Origin of the sequence: Photobacterium andalusiense, from assembly GCF_900185625.1 — a bacterium.
Classification (GTDB): Bacteria; Pseudomonadota; Gammaproteobacteria; order Enterobacterales; family Vibrionaceae; genus Photobacterium; species Photobacterium aquimaris.
The window spans coordinates 596,229-616,043 of record NZ_FYAJ01000001.1 but is presented as its reverse complement, the minus strand read 5'-3'; the positions used below and the strand labels follow the sequence as shown (position 1 = coordinate 616,043).

General features: G+C 36.9%; 14 protein-coding genes and 2 riboswitches. Of the genes, 6 read left to right on the top strand and 8 right to left on the bottom strand.

Annotated features, from left to right (window positions below):
* The first annotated feature begins 180 nt into the window (after positions 1 to 180).
* On the top strand, positions 181 to 1,683 hold the full coding sequence (locus tag PAND9192_RS02825; RefSeq protein ID WP_087852443.1) for an alanine/glycine:cation symporter family protein: 1,503 nt from the start codon (positions 181 to 183) through the stop codon (positions 1,681 to 1,683).
* A gap of 243 nt (positions 1,684 to 1,926) precedes the next feature.
* Here PAND9192_RS02825 and PAND9192_RS02820 read toward each other — a convergent pair whose 3' ends face one another.
* Positions 1,927 to 2,208, bottom strand: coding sequence for a hypothetical protein (locus PAND9192_RS02820; protein WP_087819606.1), 282 nt, complete (start codon positions 2,206 to 2,208; stop codon positions 1,927 to 1,929).
* Between the two features lie 292 nt (positions 2,209 to 2,500).
* On the opposite strand from PAND9192_RS02820, the gene PAND9192_RS02815 reads away from it, so the two are divergent.
* Together PAND9192_RS02815 and PAND9192_RS02810 are read left to right on the top strand one after the other, a co-directional pair.
* The gene (locus PAND9192_RS02815; protein WP_060996443.1) at positions 2,501 to 2,866 is read left to right on the top strand and encodes a hypothetical protein; all 366 of its coding nucleotides are present in this window, start codon (positions 2,501 to 2,503) and stop codon (positions 2,864 to 2,866) included.
* Between the two features lie 187 nt (positions 2,867 to 3,053).
* Positions 3,054 to 4,988: an FUSC family protein gene (locus tag PAND9192_RS02810; protein ID WP_087852442.1), complete on the top strand. Its 1,935-nt coding sequence runs from the start codon at positions 3,054 to 3,056 to the stop codon at positions 4,986 to 4,988.
* Between the two features lie 92 nt (positions 4,989 to 5,080).
* Here the strand turns inward: PAND9192_RS02810 and PAND9192_RS02805 are convergent, their stop codons facing one another.
* From PAND9192_RS02805 to PAND9192_RS02780, 6 genes are all read right to left on the bottom strand, one after another.
* Positions 5,081 to 9,529, bottom strand: a complete 4,449-nt coding sequence (locus tag PAND9192_RS02805; RefSeq protein ID WP_306341501.1) for an SslE/AcfD family lipoprotein zinc metalloprotease — start codon at positions 9,527 to 9,529, stop codon at positions 5,081 to 5,083.
* A 179-nt stretch (positions 9,530 to 9,708) separates the two neighbouring features.
* A complete protein-coding gene (locus tag PAND9192_RS02800) occupies positions 9,709 to 10,425 on the bottom strand; it encodes a hypothetical protein (protein WP_087852440.1) in 717 nt (238 codons plus the stop codon).
* A gap of 113 nt (positions 10,426 to 10,538) precedes the next feature.
* Positions 10,539 to 10,988: a hypothetical protein gene (locus PAND9192_RS02795; protein ID WP_087852439.1), complete on the bottom strand. Its 450-nt coding sequence runs from the start codon at positions 10,986 to 10,988 to the stop codon at positions 10,539 to 10,541.
* A gap of 64 nt (positions 10,989 to 11,052) precedes the next feature.
* Positions 11,053 to 11,655 carry an HAD family hydrolase gene (locus tag PAND9192_RS02790; RefSeq protein ID WP_087852438.1) on the bottom strand — a complete coding sequence of 201 codons (603 nt, stop codon included), beginning with the start codon at positions 11,653 to 11,655 and terminating at the stop codon, positions 11,053 to 11,055.
* An 81-nt stretch (positions 11,656 to 11,736) separates the two neighbouring features.
* On the bottom strand, positions 11,737 to 12,765 hold the full coding sequence (locus tag PAND9192_RS02785; protein WP_087852437.1) for a J domain-containing protein: 1,029 nt from the start codon (positions 12,763 to 12,765) through the stop codon (positions 11,737 to 11,739).
* Between the two features lie 71 nt (positions 12,766 to 12,836).
* A complete protein-coding gene (locus PAND9192_RS02780; RefSeq protein ID WP_234998901.1) occupies positions 12,837 to 13,487 on the bottom strand; it encodes a helix-turn-helix transcriptional regulator in 651 nt (216 codons plus the stop codon).
* 403 nt (positions 13,488 to 13,890) lie between these two features.
* Here PAND9192_RS02780 and PAND9192_RS02775 point away from each other — a divergent pair, with 403 nt between their 5' ends.
* Complete coding sequence (locus tag PAND9192_RS02775; protein ID WP_087852435.1) at positions 13,891 to 15,219, top strand: glycoside hydrolase family 18 protein; 1,329 nt, start codon at positions 13,891 to 13,893, stop codon at positions 15,217 to 15,219.
* Between the two features lie 194 nt (positions 15,220 to 15,413).
* A riboswitch (glycine riboswitch) is annotated at positions 15,414 to 15,553 on the top strand.
* 19 nt (positions 15,554 to 15,572) lie between these two features.
* Positions 15,573 to 15,670, top strand: a riboswitch (glycine riboswitch).
* 80 nt (positions 15,671 to 15,750) lie between these two features.
* Positions 15,751 to 17,151 carry an alanine/glycine:cation symporter family protein gene (locus PAND9192_RS02770; RefSeq protein WP_087852434.1) on the top strand — a complete coding sequence of 467 codons (1,401 nt, stop codon included), beginning with the start codon at positions 15,751 to 15,753 and terminating at the stop codon, positions 17,149 to 17,151.
* A 328-nt stretch (positions 17,152 to 17,479) separates the two neighbouring features.
* Here the strand turns inward: PAND9192_RS02770 and dtpA are convergent, their stop codons facing one another.
* Entirely contained in the window at positions 17,480 to 18,958 is a 1,479-nt protein-coding gene (gene dtpA, locus PAND9192_RS02765) for a dipeptide/tripeptide permease DtpA (RefSeq protein ID WP_087852433.1), read from the bottom strand.
* Positions 18,959 to 19,480: 522 nt separating this feature from the next.
* Between dtpA and PAND9192_RS02760 the strand changes: the two genes are divergently transcribed.
* Positions 19,481 to 19,792 carry a high-potential iron-sulfur protein gene (locus PAND9192_RS02760; protein ID WP_087852432.1) on the top strand — a complete coding sequence of 104 codons (312 nt, stop codon included), beginning with the start codon at positions 19,481 to 19,483 and terminating at the stop codon, positions 19,790 to 19,792.
* The last annotated feature ends 23 nt before the right edge of the window (positions 19,793 to 19,815 follow it).

Sequence of the window (19,815 nt, the reverse complement as noted above, 5' to 3'; positions counted from 1 at the left end):
ATGGCAATGAAATCGGTTACATGTTTAATGTTTGTAATAACTACCACTCGTATTTGTTGCGAATCTTTATCAATAAAAAACCTATTATAACAACCGATAACAGAGCACTCACAACGGATGAATGTTCCTCTTCACTAAGTAGTCTTTCGAGGTTGCATAGTTTTATTAACAGGAAAAAATATGACTTCTACGAATGGAAATATACTAGGATCAATTAATGACACCTTAATGGCGATCATTGGTTCAGTAAACGGCGTTTTATGGGGCCAACTTCTCGTTTATTTATTAGTTGGTGTAGGGATTTACTTTAGTGTTCGTCTTGGTTTTATCCAGATCCGTCAATTCCGTCATTCAATCGATGTCCTAAAAAGTGGCCGTGAAATAGAAAACGGCATCAGTTCTTATCAAGTATTTTGTACATCAATGGCTGCACGTGTTGGTACCGGTAATATGGCAGGTGTTGCTGTTGCATTAACCATTGGTGGCCCAGGTGCTATCTTTTGGATGTGGCTAATTGCTATCTTCGGTATGGCAACTGCTTTTATTGAATCGACTCTTGCGCAAGTTTACAAAGTAAAAGATGTTGATGGTCAATATCGTGGTGGCCCTGCTTATTACATGGAGCAAGGTCTTGGCAAGCGCTGGATGGGTACTCTTTTTTCAATTTGTCTTATTATTGCTTTTGGTTTTGTTTTCAATGCCGTTCAAGCAAATACCATCACTGACGCACTACACCACTCTTTTGGCTGGAATGAAACTACACAAGGTATTGTGATTGTTATCTTTACAGCTTTCTTCATTATGGGCGGTTTACGCCGTGTCGCTACAGCTTCTACAAAAATTGTGCCTATCATGGCGGTTGGCTATTTAGCTATCGCATTAGTGATTGTCGCAATGAACATTACTGAGTTACCTGCTGTTCTGGCTCTTATTGTTAAGAGTGCATTTGGTTGGCATGAAGCCGTTGCCGGTGGTGTCGCTTTCACTGCTTCACAAGCGATGCAAAGTGGTATTGCACGTGGTTTATTCTCAAATGAAGCAGGTATGGGTTCAGCGGCTAACGTTGCAGCAAGTGCGACACCTAATCCTAATCACCCAGCATCACAAGGCTTTGTCCAAATGCTGGGTGTTTTCGTTGATACTATCGTTATTTGTACAGCATCAGCTGCAATGATTATGCTTTCTGGTGTTATGAATACACCTGATGCATCAACAGGTATTGGCTTATTACAACAAGCACTGAGTAACCAACTAGGCGATTGGACAACATATTTCATTACGTCAGCTATTTTACTGTTTTGTTTCTCATCAATCATTGCAAACTATACCTATGCAGAAACAAATATCATGTTCCTTAACGGTAATACCAAACGTGGTTTGTTCTTATTCCGTCTTTGTGTTCTAGGCATGGTAATGTTTGGTGCTGTTGCATCACTACCTGTTGTTTGGAGTTTAGCTGATGTTTCTATGGGCCTAATGGCGCTGGTTAACATTGTTGCTCTTATTTTCCTTTCTGGATTGGCAATTAAAGTCATTAAAGATTACGAAGAACAACTTAGAGCAGGCAAAACACCAGAATTTGATCGCTCTAAATTTAAAGAGCTAAAAGATATCGAAGGTGCATGGCACCCAGATACAATTGCCGAAGCACGTGAAGCAAACGGTAATACATTTAATAAATAAGCGCATCAAAGACTATTAATATCTAAAACCAGTCAGTAATGGCTGGTTTTTTTTCGTTCTTTTTACAGTCAGAACTCTTGCATGAGTTACCCTTCTTACAATTTACGACAAAATATAAGCAGAGTACCTGTTATTAAGCATTGAGCTTTTGAGTCAATATATAGGGGAAATATAGGGAACGAACAAATAGTAATTAAAAAGGCTAAAGAAAGAGATTCTTTAGCCTTGGGGGATAATCAAACATTATAAGTAACCATGTTGGCTTTTCCAGCCGTCACTCATTTGTGCTAAAACACACGCAGGAAGTGAACGATGGGCTTTTGCGGGCTGAGAGGCTATTTTACGATAACCACTTGCTTGTAATCTTAAATCAAAGGCTGTATCTATTGGCTTGCCTGCACGTGCTAGATCCCAACGGAAAACACGCAGTGCCATATATTCATGTTGTTCTATTTCACCACCATGAGGGTACATCAGCACTTTTGCATATGCTTGCTTAGCCAATTCGAAGTTCACGTTAATCATGAGTTTCTCCTTAGCTCCTATTGGCTATCACTACTGCCAAGAGCTGTATTTAACGTAAAACGTTACAGTGTCGCATGCAAGATATTTTGCAAACATTTTGATGCAAAATGATAAATATAACTGAATTATGTGATGTAGCACCCATCATTGTATGGTTAATAACCACTTTATGCGCTAAAAACATCCAACACTTATTAAATTCACTCGATACTGTCACTTTCTAAAAATTGCACTTTAAACCCGTAATCAGCTGCATTACTATGCTAGATATAACCACTTCTAGGACTACATAATGCAACCAATAAAAGTGCAACCTAACCCTCAAATTGCCGTTATATTTAAAACATGGTCTACGGAGTGGGCTAAAGATGTTGAAGCAGGCAAAAAAGACGCAGCTAATCAATTTTATACTGTCTATAATATTGCAGCCGATTTGTTTGCAAAAGGTGGCGAGATTGATATTGCAGTTATTTCAGCATTATTTAATGACTGTAAGCAAAAAACAGAAATGGCAGAACAACTGGTTAATAAAATTAAAATCAGTTTAAAAGAAGATGATAAACGTGCTCAACTACTTATCACTCAAGTAAATACAGCTGCGCAAGATGCTGCTTTCGCCATGAATTACCTTGGTCAATTATTGCTACAATCAGCATAATAAAATAAATAAGCAGTGCAGATACTGATGCACTGCTTATCTGTATCTGCACTATTATTCTGTAACACCAGCAATAACTTATTACTCACAATGCGCTATTTATTACTATTTTACAGCTGATTATGGCTTTTATTTTCCAGCTATACTTTGTCGTATCTGCGTGTTTCACTATTAACAAGCCGCCATAATGAAAATAACAACCTTAACGACAATGTTTAGCCGCTGGTTCTCTAATGCCGCAGACATTCCTGATTCTATTCGTATAACACTTCCGATGTTAGTTAGCTTAGGCGTGTTTTATAGCTTCGGTTTTACCAGTGCGGGTATTTCAGGCTTAATCACCGCATGGTTACTTGGCACTCAAGCACGTAGTCTGCCCTATTTAAAACGATTACAAATACTGTCTATATCCGCAGTGATCACTGTTATGGCAACATATTTAGCATTTTTAGTATTTGATAATATGTGGCTCAGCGCGATTACATTGTGCTCAATCGCTATTCTCTATGGCTTAATGTCTAATCAACGGCCCCATATTCGCTTATTTGGTTATAACTTTGGTTTTATCTATATTATGGCAATTCATTTTGCCGCTGTAGGTGATAGTTTTACCATTATTCTGATGGCTAATATCTTTGCTGCATTATGTGTTATGTTGTCATCGCTTATTTTATGGCCCTTTTTTAACGGCCGTATTTTGCAACAGCATACGGTAACAGTGGATAATGCGCTTACTGATTGGTTAAATGAATTACGTTTTTCTGATAATGAAGCCCAACTAGCAGCAAAACGACAATTCTTTTATCAAAGCGCACATAATTTAGCTTATTACAGTAACTCCATTTCTTCGTCTAAACGTGCAATAAAAATAAAAATCGAACTGCAACGTTTATTAGAAATGTCTGAATATATTATTTGTTTAGAACGTGCACTCAGTTTTGACTTACACCAATCAACACGCATTCGGCTCTTTAAATGGATAGAACTCACTGTTGAACAACTAAAAAACAATCAACAAATCACGGCAACATTTGTAACTAACGAATATAAAAACACACCTTATATTATTGATATAATAGAAAAATTTAAACGTTGCTATAACTTTGATACCTTTTCTACGCCCGATAACAGTAAAAATATTTATTTATTCACGAGTGACAGTGCGGCATTTATTAGTGATTTTTGTCAGGCGCTTAAATTTAATTCAAAAGAGTGGCGTCATGCCGGTAAAATTGCGGTCACGTTAGCTGTTACGCAATTTTTAACTGAGTTTTATCACCTTCCTCAAGGATATTGGATCTCTTTAACTGCTTTTATTGTCTTACTGACTTCATCAATGGCGGTGACGAACCATCGAATCTGGAATCGTTTTTCTGGCACAGCGCTAGGTGGAATTTACTGCTTTGTTTGCTTGTATTTTGTACCGCCGCAGCACCTTATTTTATTAACCAGTATTTCAGTCTTTTTTGCGTTTACCTCATACCATAAAGAACGTTACGATATTCATGTTTTTTGGTTAACATCGATGATTGTGTTCGCAATTAGCTTACTCTCTCCTGATAACACTTATGTATCTTTTTATCGTATTATCGATACACTTTTTGGGGTAACTATTGCATTTTCGGTGAATTACTTTATTGCACCGAGTTGGACAATGACATGGTTAGATCGACATACTTCTAACATGATAAAGTCACAAATATTATATGTTGCGGTATTAAACAAGCCACAATGGGAACAAAAGATTAACTTATATCAAAGTCAGCAACGATATTATGCCTTAAATGGTGAAGTCATGAATTTACTGAGAGAGCCAAATTTAAGCCCTCGTACTTCAAAGGATTGGTTAAGTCTATTAGTGTTAATTCAACGTTTAAATGATGGCTTATTATTAGCGACTAAATTGGGTATTCAGTCAAATGAATCACATGCGACAGCACGTTGGATCGGTCAATTACAATGGATAGAGCAAACATTTCCAGATCGTTGTAAGCATGGTGAACTGCCCCCTTTTGATAATGAGACAACGCCCATTCCAGAAGATATGTTATGTGCATTAATTGAAAAGGATATTCAGCAACTTACCGCGTGGATGCTATATCAGCGCGCTTTTGTGGTGTAGGTAATGTGATATTTAATTATTCATAATCATAAAAACAGCCAGTTAGATTAACTAACTGGCTGTTGACGTTTACTTACTGCATAGCTGCAATTCTATTGATCTAAGTTTGTTATATCTTCAGGCCTAATTTGTGGCTGCTGTAAGTTTAGCGTCGATAACATCTGTAATCCTTTCGCAGAGATGCCACCATCATAAAGCGTGTCACCATTAGGCAATACTGACATCACCTCTGACGGCTCCCACAATGTAAAGAAACTAGATAAATTATAACCTGACACATAAGAACTACATACCATCAATAAATCACCTTGGTTTAAGCCTGTTTCAGATGCTGAACAATAATTAATCTTTTCATTATCATTCTGTTCACCACGCGCTTTACGATGCATCAACTTAAACATATTCCAGCCTTGATCAGTACCATATATCGATGGCTGATCAACATTTGCATACCAAGATTCAATATTGAAATGGTTTTCTGCCCATAGCTTTAATTGTGCAAACATAACTAAACGCACGCCAGCATCACCATGACTCCATACATGACCTTTATCACGCGCAAACAGAATTGGCATTTTCTGAATATCGCTCTTTACTCGGCTCATACTATTATCTGGTGCTGGACGTTGTTCTTGCATATATAGCGCTAATATATTATTCGTCACCTCGGTAGAACCGTTGAACGAAAAAGGCGCTGCGGCAATATTATGACCAATTTCATGCCACAACAACCAATCATCAATAGGCTTGGTTGGAATCGTTGTTGCCGCACTATTATAAGTTGTACTTTGTACCGGATAGCCTGAATGCGCCGCACCAATACTAATTTGTACATCATTGACAAATCGATGGCGATACTCAGGGAGTGCATCATAAGTAAATCGGCGATGCGCTCCTTCTAGTTGTTGCTGATCACGACCATGAAAATCACTGGCTGCATTTGCAAAAGTGTTCATCTCGTCACTAAAGCGTACCACCTCAGCATCAGAATAATTCGCTATATTATTAACTGGTGTTGTATAAATCACATGACCAGTATCAATTTCAGCCAAAGGCACATCAGTGTTAATTGGATTAACCCAATGCCCATTTTTCCAAAATGACGCTTTAGCCACACCAGTAAAACTAAAATTAATGATCGCTGATGGATCAGAGTCAAATACCGTTGGTTTAATGTAAATTAGACCACCGTAAGGTACTTTAAAGGTTAGTGACGAACCATTATATGCAAAACTCTTCTGGACACGAGGTGGACGTTTCAAGCCTAACTCATGTTGTTCCATACCGGTTAAGTCATCAACCAATGCAACGGTAATGGATGCTGCCACACCACCATTTATCGTCACTTTTTGATGTTGAGGTGCCCATAAACCTGTTGATTGCATATTATTTGCAGTACCGATCACTCCACCAGATGCAGTTGAAATAGCAATAGTAGCTGTGTCATTTGTATTTAATGGTCGTCCAGGATACGTTGTCGTATCAACTTTAATGTCTAAATCCCAAAATGAACGCCCTAGCATAATACGGGTTAACGGCTTTTCTTGGTAATTTAATGGATAACTTGGTTGCAATTCACCATTTTCAGCAATGAAATTATGCTGAATCAGCTGGTTACGGTTTGTGGTTGTACATACTCCACCACCGTTATGCTGATCATTAGTATAGCAATTAAGGTATTCAACCGCCTTTTCAAATCCAAGTTCATCAACACCACCATCAAAGCGATATGGCTCATCGTTCCACATCCATACTGAGGTATTGTCATAAGTCTGATTTAATTCAGTGATAGATAAACGCTTACCTTGCTGACCTTTTGTTCGGTAATACAATTCATGAGCAAATAACTTATCAAGGTTATTACCTAAATTAGCTGCTTGAACCATTGAATCTACGACCTCAACATTCATCGGATAACGTTCATAATTAGTACGGCTATAATTACCAAATGAGGGAATACCGTGCCCTTTGCGAGTTTCAATACAGTTTACTTCAAATTCATAACCATCCTGACATTGTTGCACTCCAGGAAACGCAGCTTTAATTTTATCTATAGCCGCTTGTTTTTGTTGTACATTATCAACTTCAATAAACGCATACTGTTTAGCTGTAGAGTCACTCGATACAGGGAATGAAGCAACTTCTAACTTTGGTATTTTATTTGGCTTAGGCCAGGTAATAGTACCATCACTATTAATTTTTATTTCTGATTCAGGCTCAGATAAAGATTCAAAACGCTCATAAACAACCAGTTCTTTTTCAGTTACAGTGTGAACATTAGGTACTACATTACCTTGGCAATAATAGCTAATCCCACAATTATTTTGCTGAGTTGTATCATGCGCTACATTTGAACCACCTAATGAAACACCTGCCATATCAGCTAATTTAGCTAATGGTTCAGGATTTATTTCAGCAATTGAGTCCATAAAAATAATATGTCCACCAGCATTTACATACTCAATCAGGGCATTAATATCTTCTAAGGTTAATTTCGGTTGCTCAATATTCGATGTTACTGAACCAACGGATATTTTTAAATCATAGGACTGTAGTAACAATACTGGTGTTGATAATGGATCTAATCCTGCATAGCCACCAGAAGCTATATTTTCAAGCGCGATATTAAATCGAGGATCAATAAAAAAGTCATATTTAGGTAACCATGATTGATGACCATGATCAAAATATGACGCTTGAATAATATTGGTCGCAACCGTTAATGATTGTGATCCATTTTGATAATCAGCCGCTAACCATGTGAACACATTCTTAAAGAATTGCGCCATATCGCCATTGTCATATTGAGCACTTTGGGTTGGATCAGCAGATTTACCATTCTCTTGATATAAACATTGCTGGTTGTTAATTGTTAACGATTTTGATCCCCAGTAACTATCAGGACAAGATAACACTGACGAATAAAAAGCATTGCCAATAAAAACAACATGCCCTTGACCAATCTCACCAACAGTAATACCTGGTAAGTTAAAGGTCACATTCGCATCACCAACAACTGGAGGGCGTTGCATAACCACCGAAGAATTTGCATCGATTGTTTTCGCATCCACGATATGTGGCTTTAGCTCACGTGTCCACGCCTGATCGTCACCAAAAGATTGCCAGAAATTACTGTCATTTCTTGGCATTAATATTGGAAATGCGGTGTTTGAAATATTAAGGTTACGCATCAATCGCGCATAGCCTGAAGCACCATAATAAGAACCAATATCATGGAAAATATGAAATTGGTTAACATCGCTATAAAGCTGCTTTAAGGTCGCATTTATATTACCAGTACTTGTTTTAGCTGTATTAACAATTTTGGTTTGGTAGTCATAAGCCGACGAGCGTAGTTGATTATCAATATCAAGGGCTAATCCTATATTAAACTGTTGCTCAAACTCATTAGGTACGGTGAAATTAGTCCCTTCAATAATGGCACCATTAGGCAGTTTTATATTAATAATTTCATTAATTGCATTAGGATATAAAGCAAAGGTTTTATGTACGTTTTCGTCAAATAGAACACTATCCCCATTTTTTTGAGCATAGCGCTCAATTAATGCCGTTATATTTTGTTTGATAATTGTATTATCAGTAACATCGGTTAATTTGTACTTTAATTGATTACCTTTAATGTCACCAAAAGTAAAAGTATCAAGCCCAAAAGTAATGACCTCACCCCACACATATTCAAATGTGCCTTGAGCATCCGTTATTCCACGCGAAGAAGTGGTGTAATAGTTAACACCCGCAATAGGTCGACCACTATCATCAGTCAACACCGCTGACGTTATTTCACGCACCTCTGCTGAAGGTTTGTAGACATAATGATCTTCTGCTGCTGCTGATATAAAGCCGGCATTTAAATCAGTCTCAGTGACAGTAACCTCAGGCTTTACACTAGGATCAACATGCGAACTCGGTGCTTTATCAACTTGTTCTGTTTCTTTATCAGCCTCATCTGACACTGTTGGATGTAAAAAAGCATCAATAGCATCGTTATTATCTGAACCATAAAGGTCACTAATATCGAAACTATTTAATTCATCAAGACATACTTGATTAGCAGTAGACTGACATGTACTAACTTTCTTTAACAGTAATGCGCTATTCTCTGCAATAAGTTGATCATTAAAAGCAGCATTGGTATCAAAATTAAGGATCTTCTGCTCAAGTGCACCAGTTACAACCTTAGGTTGTGGTACCTGTACACTTAGCAACTCTATAGATCCGTAATAACATGTAAAAGATTCACCATCTTTAACTATAAAAGTACCATCATTAGTCAATTGTTGTTGGTTACAAGTTACATCACCTGTAATTTTTAATCCGCTGGTACTAAGTAAGGCAATATGTGTCTGGATAGCGGGTTCGAGAGTTGATGGTGGGACAGATGTATCAGGATCAACTGGCGGTGTGATCTCAGGATCAACCACGGGTGGTGGCGCGACAGGCTCACTTGAATCACTACCACCATTACAGCCCATCATTAATGCCGATGATATTGCTAATACGATTAACTTTTTATTGGCCACAAAAAACATCCATAATATTTTATTATTGTATCTATAAGGAAGTTTATATACTGGAATATACCAAGAAAGCAATCACTGTCATCACAAAAAACACTAATCTGACAATAACGAATAAAAATCATAACCACTTTAAAAACAAAGAATTAAAAAATTACACATTGAAATATTTTGATACAAAATCACGGATAAGTAACTACTGTTTTATCTTTACTATTAACTGATAAATAATAGTTATTGTTTGATTCACTGTAACGATTAAAACTAAATAAAAAGCATTGTTGGCAGTCAAATATAGGCTGAGAATAATTAAGTGCTAGGTTACTTCCCCCATTACGATAATATTTACTATCAAGAGCTAACCCCACTGCAATTAGTGCTTGCTGACGATTATTAAACTCTGGGGCTTTCGCTAAATCTGTTTGGTAAGCTCCTGCAATATACTCAATACGAAGCATCTTATTTTCGCTCGCTATCAAGATGTCACGCCAACCATTATGAGATTCATCAGCGATTAAAATAGGCCGATAAATGTTTTTCCAACTCGCCAATTTTTTCTGAGTATGGCTAAAAAGATACCCCTCACAGCCATTTTTAGTGCAAAACTCATCTATTTGCATAATGATAAATACTTCATCACTACCATCATTATTTAAATCTGCATAACCATAACGGTATGGCGGTAATCCATTTTCAACTACGGGGAAAACTTGATCGGGCTTGAGAATATCTTTGCGTACAATGTCAGCCACAAAATCCACACGCTCTTTATCACTATCTAAATAAACCGAGTCTTTTGTTTGCTTAAGTAAATGATCATTATGAATTCGATCTACTACCATAACGACACCACCCAATATAACTGCAAATAATAAACACAACGCCCCATATTTAACCATTTGAATGCCTTTATGTAGTTCCCCCTCAGTAAGTTTACTAACAGTGATACTTTTTTGCTGGCTCTTAAATAATAAAAAGCCGTTAGTAGCAAAAACGACTAACGGCTATGGTATTACCCATTGATGTTTTTTGTATGCTTGCCTTTTGGCTCATGAAGAACACGGCGATGCCAGATTGAGTAATGCCTTAGCCCGGCTGGACCATGCGCAATAAATACTGACAGTAATAACACGCCAATATAAATATGCGGTTGTTGCTGTGGAATGGCAACAATCGAAGCCAATAAGCCTAACTTTATAAACGTTAATACACCTTTTAGCTGGATTAACCATAGCTTTGAGCGATAGATTTCTTGCGCCATCATCAGCAAACCGCTAAACATCGCTAAGAGCCACCAATTGAGCCATAACCCTTTCTCAAGATGAAAAATAAAGCCCCCGCTAGATATAGCAACACCTAATATATGCAGCGCTCGAACAGTGGTTTTGGTTAATCGTTGAATCCAAAAACGAGTTTCAGAAAGTTGATGCTGAGATTGCTTGCGTGACGAATGGTTAGTCATAATGACTTCACTTGTAAGTAAAAAAACGCGTCAAGAATAGCGTATTTTTTACAATGTCCAAACCTTATCGTTGAAAGGATCTCAATTCGGTTATCATTCCATCCTCAACTAAATAACAATCCATACCTGCAGCATGTGCAGCTTGGTAACCTAGCTCAGTATCTTCAAACACAACACAAGCTGAAGGCGGTAGATTTAATAAATGCGCTGCTTGTAAAAAGGTATCAGGAAAGGGTTTATGCTGCTGAACATCATTAGCCGTTACAACAATATCTACTAGCGGTAAAATACCTAAAGTAGCGAGTATTTCTAGAGCATGGTGTCGATAACACCCGGTACCGATTGCAATACGTTTATTTAATGCTTTTTGTTGCTGTAATAAAGTAAAGGTCGTAGGAATAATATCGCCTTTATGTTCTATATCATCAAAATAACGTAACTTACTCGCTACTAAAAGCTGTGGATCTGCCTCTATATGGTATTTTTTTAATAATCCGATAGCGGTATTAATCGTCGGTGATCCGCCCATTGAATAAAACCAATCACGCTCAAATGGCAGTTCAAAATCAGCACATGTTTGTTGCCATGCTCTAATATGGGCAGGCATTGAATCAACTAATGTGCCATCCATATCAAAAATAATTCCTTGGTATGAAGATAAATCCATTGCGTACTCCTTACTCTTTATTCCCTGTTATTCTTATTTTATCTTACCGCTCTTTTTATTACTTTCGGCAATTTTTATTTATCAAAATGGCACACTATTACGACATACTGACGCTAATGCTAATGAACTTGATTTATACCCATTATTACTAAAAATATTGTTATTAATACTTACGCTTTTACTATTAAGCCATTGCTGATCTGTGGAACCATTACCATAAGGTATTCGGTACACTGCAAACTGATGATCATTAGTACTATAAATTAAATTCGCAGCAACACGTGCTGAATGATGAGAGTGATTAGAATAATAACTAAAAGTCCCTTGGCAATCTTTAACAATATAAGAGCCATTAGCGCTGCGAACTGCAATATAAGGTTGACGAGTACCTTCATAGTAACGTTGTTGCCACAGGCCAACAGTATCTGTCAGCATTATTCTCTCAACGTTATTTTCCGTTTCAGTATGTTCTATTGTTGTTGACTGTGACGGTATCGCACTAACAACACTGACGGGAGTCGTAACCGGTATTGAAGGTAAAGACTGAGGCTGTAAATGCTGAGTTTGATAATGCCAAATAAACCATCCAATCAAGGCTACAATAATAATTAAGCTTGCGATAATAACAACATACAGGCTTTTAACGCTTTTTTTAGTTCCGTGAACACTCGTTGTATCTGAATCAATTTGACGTTGTAACACCAGTAATTGCTCATTTAGACGGCTATTGGTCGTCTGCAATAACACTAACGCTTCTCGAGCACAATTTTCTCCTGCATTATATGCATGAGTAAGCTGTTGCTGGTTTTGTTCAATCAAAACCTGTAAGTGTGCTTTTTCTTTAATCAGTGATCGTATTTTTTCCTTGAACGCTGCTGTGTGTTGCTGTAGTACATCAGCGTTATCATCACTTCCAAACGGTATTTCAGCGCATTTTTTATTGCCATTCCCTTGAATTACTTGTTGATAAGCTAGGTTCAACATCTTCATTAATGCTTGCGACCCACCTTTATCTGGATGTAATGAAACTGATAATTGTCGATACTTTTTCTTTATATCTGCTTTTGAACAGTTATCATTAGTACCTAGTAATTCATGAAATGTAGTCATTAATCAAATCATCAAAGGAAATATTCGATAATTATAAACAACTCCGCTATAACCTGTAAATGCTCATACTGTTAGTCTGTTTCTTTATAGTTGTTAGAACGAAACTTTCCAGGCGAGCAACCAATATGTTTTTTAAATACTCGAGAAAAATAAGAGACATCTTTAAATCCAGCCGAAGTAGCAACAGAGGCTATTTTTTCATGATCGGCACTTAACAAACCACACGCTAAATCTAGTCGCTTTTGAATAATATACTGTTTGAGTGTTACCCCCATTGTAGAATGAAATAAACGAGAAAAATATGTTGCAGAAAAATCGCAAGCTTTAGCAAGGTCGTCTTCACGTAATGGCGCACTAATATCGTTATCAATAATTGAAAGTGCTGGTAATATTGAACGTTCTCGCTGTGATATATTATTATCAATCACAATATCTTCTTTATGAGTATGTAAACGGCTTAAACAACTATCCACTTTTTGCCTATTCGCACTCGCCACTAAAATATCTTCTGCACCAGCACGCAGTGCAACAACTGCTAATTCAGAATCTAAATCATGATAAACAATAACGACTTTTACTATCGGATAACGCTGTTTAATAATTCTCAATAATTTAAAGCCATTAGATTGTGAATTCTCGATTTCAATAAAAATCAATTCATATCCAGTCATCGTTAATAATAATTCATAAGGTGATACGTCTAACACATTATGATATTTCATAAGGTTATTTTTAACACTGGTATATTTCTCTTTATAACAACAATTAACCCAGATCACATTACCTCCAGACGTATACAACGCATTTCGTTATCCAACATCGCGTCTTAAATATAAACAACTCATTTATACCTTTAAATAAGAAGATAATTACATGTATTAATAAAATAATTGAGAATTACTTTTGCTGTTGTTCTAAATATTAGATTTTATCGTTTTTTAATCTCGACAAAGCGCTCATAAATACAACCGGATAAAATACTTAAACCGAATATTGACCAATGTTTTGATCGACTACCTCGACTAATTTTGTGAGTGATTTCAAAAAACCACAACAAACAAATACATAATTTTTATCTATAATGTCAATAATATAAGCTGTTTTTATAAATTAATCAGATCGACAATGAAGCATTTTTTAGTAGCAACACGTACTCTCTCATTATATTTTTTTTTAGCTTTCGGGTTTGTCTCTCAAATAGAACTTAGCTATGCAGAAGACCATAGCCAATCTACTATTGTGGCCGCCTATTACCCTGATTGGAAAGTGTATACACCTAATAATCCTTATCCTGCCAGTAAGATCCCAGCAGATAAATTAACTCATCTTATTTATGCATTTCTTGCCGTTTGTGGTCCTGTTGATTCATCACCGAATAACATCAAAAAAATAATTGCTACCCAATGTGCGAATAAACCAACAGGAACAGCCATTATTTTAGATGAATATGCTGCTTTGCATATTAAACTGGCAGGAGAGACAGCAAAAAACGTTAGTTACCAAGGTAATTTTGGTCAATTAAAAGCATTATCAAATAAATACCCTCATTTAAGTATTCTACCAAGCTTTGGTGGGTGGACACTTTCAGAGCCGTTTCATACCGTTGCCCTTGATCCAACCTATCGACAAACATTTATTAATACGGCAGCTGAGTTAATCTTAAAATATGACTTTTTTGACGGCATTCAAATTGATTGGGAGTACCCTGGCGGTCATGGATTATCAGGTAAAGGTCAAACTAATGCCAAACTAGAACGGGAAGCCTACAGCCTGTTAATTAAGGAATTACGTCTTAAATTAGACACATTAGAACAACAAAATAACCGCAAATACCAACTTTCAACAGCTATCAATGCCGGTCCTAAAACATTACCAGGCATTAATTGGTCTTATGTTAACCAATACTTAGACCAGATTTATTTGATGAATTTTGATTTCTTAGGTAACTGGAATCATATCGTTGGCCATCACAGCAATTTATATAGTACTCCACACACACCTAATAATATTTCTGTAGATAACCAAGTTAACATACTTATTGATAATAAAATTTCTAAAAACAAAATCATTATCGGCAGCCCTTTTTATGGTCGAGGATGGCAAGGTGTAAACACAATCTCAGCTGATAAACTTGAAAATCTAAATAGCAAAGGAGGATTACGTAAAGGCTCTGACATTCAAGATCCTGGCTATTTTAACTACAGTGATATTAGTAAATACTTCCTTAACAACCCTAAATTAGGTTATCGCTATTACTATGATCAAGCTGCAGAAGCCGCAGTGCTTTATAATCAAAAAAATAAAGAATATATTAGCTTTGAAGATAAACGTTCCCTCAAAGCAAAAGCAGACTATGTGAAAAAGCATGGTCTTGGCGGTGTGTTTGGATGGGATATCACCTCTGATGTGAATAACGAATTAATTTCAGTGCTTGATAACACCTTAAACCCTTAACCAACAGTGCCCAAATAATCATCATTAGGAATAATTCGATAATAATAACGGCCATCTATGCTGGTTTATTTTTATACGGAATATTCCTTTTGTTATCAACTGACGCTTATTTTATTTAGTCAGTGTCTTTTTTTTCATTTTTTTGCTGACAATCACATTTTTATCCCCTAACATTGCGGGCGAAATGAGTTCCGATGAAGGTAGCAGGAGAGCGGCCATTGACGAATACTATAACGGTATACACGTCGGCCCGCCGAAGAAGTAAGCGAAGCTTAATATGATCCCATCGTATTTTAATTCGTAAATCTTTCAGGCACCAGGTTGCAGAAATGCAATAGGTATGGACTGTTATTGGAGGAGCCTCTGGAGAGACTCGTTAAATCGAGCGCCGAAGGAGCAAACCGTAGCATATTACGGTGAAACTCTCAGGCAAAAGGACAGAGGAGATAAGAGCAGCAACAAGAAGCCATTCTGTAACTAACACTTACCTGTTGTTCTATATCTCTTCCTTTGTACGTTGAAGGAGGAATAATGAATCCACTACATGACACAATTTTTAATTTTCTACGCACATTAGACAGCTTTGTTTGGGGACCACCGCTATTAATTTTATTAGTCGGCACTGGTTTATATCTGACAATTCGACTTGGTTTTATTCAGATCCGTTACCTACCACTGGCATTACAATATGTTTTTGGTGGTAAAAAAGATCCAGATAGTACCGGCGAAGGTGATGTATCAAGCTTTGCTGCGTTGTGTACTGCGTTATCTGCAACAATTGGTACCGGTAATATTGTTGGTGTTGCAACCGCAATTAAACTCGGCGGCCCTGGCGCTCTTTTTTGGATGTGGCTAGCTGCTTTATTTGGTATGGCAACCAAATACGCTGAATGTTTATTAGCCGTAAAGTACAGAGAAGTTGATGCTAATGGTCAAATTCTTGGTGGTCCTATGTACTACCTTGAAAAAGGCGTTGGTAGTAAGTGGCTGGCTAAATTATTTGCTCTTTTTGCTGTTGGTGTAGCTTGTTTTGGTATTGGTACTTTCCCACAGGCAAATGCCATTGTTGAAGCGGCACATATTTCATTAAATGCACCAAAAGAAATTACCGTTGTTATTCTTACTCTTTTAGTTGCGACAGTAACATTAGGCGGAATTCAATCAATTTCTAAAGTAGCAAGTACTGTTGTACCACTAATGGCTGGCTTTTATATTATGGCTTGCTTAATTGTTTTAGGTACCAACTTTCATGCGCTACCTACTGCTATTGAAACAGTGATTCAATCAGCCTTTACTGGTCATGCTGCTACAGGTGGTTTTGTTGGTGCAGGCATGATGTTAGCGATTCAATCTGGTATTGCTCGCGGTGTATTCTCAAATGAATCGGGCTTAGGCAGTGCACCTATTGCAGCAGCGGCAGCTCAAACTAATTCATGTGTTCGCCAAGGCTTAGTATCAATGACAGGTACATTCTTTGATACCATCATTATTTGTACTATGACAGGTTTAACGCTTGTAGTTACTGGTGCTTGGACCGGTGATTTTGCTGGTGCAACAATGACGACTCATGCCTTTGCAGCTGGTTTGCATTCTGAGTATTACGGCCCATTAATGGTTTCTATCGGCTTAATGTTTTTTGCCTTTACCACTATTTTAGGTTGGAACTACTATGGTGAGCGTTGTATTACTTACTTATTTGGCGTAAAAGCAATTATGCCTTATAAAATAGTCTTTTTAGTCCTTATCGCCAGTGGCGCATTCATGCAATTAGACATGATTTGGGTAATTGCTGACATTGTAAATGGTCTAATGGCAATTCCGAACCTTATTGGTCTAGTAATGCTACGCCATGTTGTGATTGCAGAAACTCAGCAATACTTTGCAAGTTTAAAATTACAGCACCAAGATAAGAATCCTATTTCGGCTCAGTAATTCACAACCAATAAAAAAGCCTCAGTATTCACTTTAACGTTTTGAAGTGATACTGAGGCTTTTTTGTATAATATCATTTGCGAAATAAGCCCCTATTACCACCGTAGTAACGATAACAGCAGCTCTTCCTGCTGTTCCTGCTGTTCCTGCTGTTCCTGCTGTTCCTGCTGTTCCTGCTGTTCCTGCTGTTCCTGCTGTTCCTGCTGTTCCTGCTGTTCCTGCTGTTCCTGCTCTGCATCATATTATTCAGATACAAAAACGGATGCCAACAACATTGATCGTTGGCATCCGTTTTATTTAGCAATATAGCTTTAATCAATCCTTATGATTATGCAGCAGTTACCTCTGCAGGTGTATCTTCACCACGCATAACACGTGTTAGTTTTGGTGCAATAAGCATAGTGAAAAGAGCAATACCAGCAGTAGAGTAACCAATAATACCAAACACATGGCTATATAACATTAGTGTCTGATGAGGTTCTATTACATTAGCGGGTGCTGCTGTTAGTGTTGCAACCCAACCAGCAACAACTGCTGCTGTGGCTGAGGTTAGGAACCACATACCCATGGCAAAACCCATCATTCGTTGTGGTACTAGTTGAGCAACCATTGCTAAACCAAGACCTGATACAAATAACTCACCGATTGATTGGAAGCCATAAGAAATAATCAGCCAATTTGAATCAACAATACCGTCACTATTAGCAAAATGCGCACCAAGTACTAGGACTAAGAATGACAAGCTACATAACACCATCCCCAATGCAAACTTGAACGGCATTGAAAAACGATCGCCATATTTATTATAAATCATTGCTAACACAGGGCTCGCAATCATAATCCACAATGGGTTTAGTGCTTGAAATTGTTCAGGCGCAACACTTATACCAAATAAATCATGTGAAATATTGTGGATCGCAAAGAAGTTAAGCGAAGTTGGCATTTGGAAATAAAGCACGAAAAATACCACACCTTGCAGCATCAAGATAAAAGCAACAAACATTTTTGCTCGCTCAATACCTGACGTTGAAAATAGTTCTTTAAAATACAGTCCAACAATTGTACAGCCAACAACAACTAAAATAGCATGCGCATAAAATAGATGTTGTAATAAAATAGCACTTACAAAACTAAATAAAATTGCACCAACCAAAACACCTAAAAAATATACTTTATTTAATGGTTTCATGTCCGGTTTAGAGCCAATACCTTTAACAATACGACCACTAATATAGAAATTGACAAGTGTAATAACAAGGCCGGCCGCACTTACACCAAAAGCAATATCGTAGCCAAATTTCTCTGCAATCCATGGTGATAGTAGCATTGAGAAAAATGAACCCAAGTTAATTGCCATATAGTACATGGTAAATGCCCCATCTAAACGAGGATCATTTTCGCCATACACTTTTGCTAATAAGCTCGATGGGTTGGCTTTAAATAGACCATTACCCATGGTAATAAAGCCCATTGCAATATAGATAAGATCTGAACCACCATAACCACTGGTTGCTGATAATCCTAATAAAGCATAACCAACAACAAGTACCATCGCGCCTAATTTGATGGTTCTTTTTGTTCCAAGTACTTTATCTCCTACCCAGCCCCCGATAGCTACAGAACCATAAACTAATGCAGAGAATGCACCAAATAAAGTAAAAGAAGCGGTTTCTGACATACCTAGAATTTTAACCATATAAACAGTTAAAATTGCTTGCATGCCATAGAAACCAAATCGTTCCCAGAACTCAATTGAAAATATTAAATAGAACGGTTTTGGCTGTTTGAATACGTTCTCATCAGACATGTAGTGTTTCCTTGAAAGGTTTCGATAAAACTAATCCAAACATGTATATTAATTAATGTTATTTCTCCCCAATGTGAAATAACAAGAATAATAATGCTATACCGTCTTATTAGTAATGAATATAAAATAAAAAGCAGCTAAAAATTATAGTTATGCATTTACATACATTAAGACCGAAATAAAACAATAAATAAAGACACCGAAAATGAAATATTAAATACCAGTAAATATGAAAAATTTTTATCTATTTACAAACAAATAGTTATCACATTAAAACACCATTCAAATGTTAACTTTTATATCATTGGTATTTATTGAACAGCAATACAAGCCAATTGATAATGATAACCACTACTGTTACCTGTTTTGTAAAAGTCATCCCTATTCTGGTTTGTTTTATCTCCCTATACTATTATTTAAAGATATAAAAGAACTAATACAACTAAGGACAATAGGACGCTTATTTCTACTTATATAAGCTGTTCTAAAATAATTATTCAATATACGAATAAGGGAAGGATCATGGTAAAGAAATCATCTCGACGGCGTTTTATACAATTAACAGCTGGTGGAATTATTGGCTTAACACTAGGAAATAAATTTCTCATATGCTCTGTTACTGCAGCTGAACTACCTCAGCTTAAACAAGACAGCCCGCAGGCTAGTGCTCTAAAATATGTTAATAAATCAACAATCCAAAGCCAAAATTGTAAAAACTGTCTGTTAATTCGTAGTGATGGCAGTAATAGTCAATGGCAGCCTTGTGCTATCTTCCCGGGGAAAAGCGTTAATATCAACGGCTGGTGTTCAGCTTATGCCCCTCAACCAGCGTAAATTATATTAATACAAAAATGCCC

Coding starts and splice junctions, on each gene's coding strand:
- PAND9192_RS02800 (WP_087852440.1), bottom strand. CDS start 10,425: ATGGTTAAATATGGGGCGTTGTGTTTATTATTTGCAGTTATATTGGGT.
- PAND9192_RS02810 (WP_087852442.1), top strand. CDS start 3,054: ATGAAAATAACAACCTTAACGACAATGTTTAGCCGCTGGTTCTCTAAT.
- PAND9192_RS02795 (WP_087852439.1), bottom strand. CDS start 10,988: ATGACTAACCATTCGTCACGCAAGCAATCTCAGCATCAACTTTCTGAA.
- PAND9192_RS02760 (WP_087852432.1), top strand. CDS start 19,481: ATGGTAAAGAAATCATCTCGACGGCGTTTTATACAATTAACAGCTGGT.
- PAND9192_RS02790 (WP_087852438.1), bottom strand. CDS start 11,655: ATGGATTTATCTTCATACCAAGGAATTATTTTTGATATGGATGGCACA.
- PAND9192_RS02775 (WP_087852435.1), top strand. CDS start 13,891: ATGAAGCATTTTTTAGTAGCAACACGTACTCTCTCATTATATTTTTTT.
- PAND9192_RS02780 (WP_234998901.1), bottom strand. CDS start 13,487: ATGAAATATCATAATGTGTTAGACGTATCACCTTATGAATTATTATTA.
- PAND9192_RS02820 (WP_087819606.1), bottom strand. CDS start 2,208: ATGATTAACGTGAACTTCGAATTGGCTAAGCAAGCATATGCAAAAGTG.
- dtpA (WP_087852433.1), bottom strand. CDS start 18,958: ATGTCTGATGAGAACGTATTCAAACAGCCAAAACCGTTCTATTTAATA.
- PAND9192_RS02815 (WP_060996443.1), top strand. CDS start 2,501: ATGCAACCAATAAAAGTGCAACCTAACCCTCAAATTGCCGTTATATTT.
- PAND9192_RS02825 (WP_087852443.1), top strand. CDS start 181: ATGACTTCTACGAATGGAAATATACTAGGATCAATTAATGACACCTTA.
- PAND9192_RS02785 (WP_087852437.1), bottom strand. CDS start 12,765: ATGACTACATTTCATGAATTACTAGGTACTAATGATAACTGTTCAAAA.
- PAND9192_RS02770 (WP_087852434.1), top strand. CDS start 15,751: ATGAATCCACTACATGACACAATTTTTAATTTTCTACGCACATTAGAC.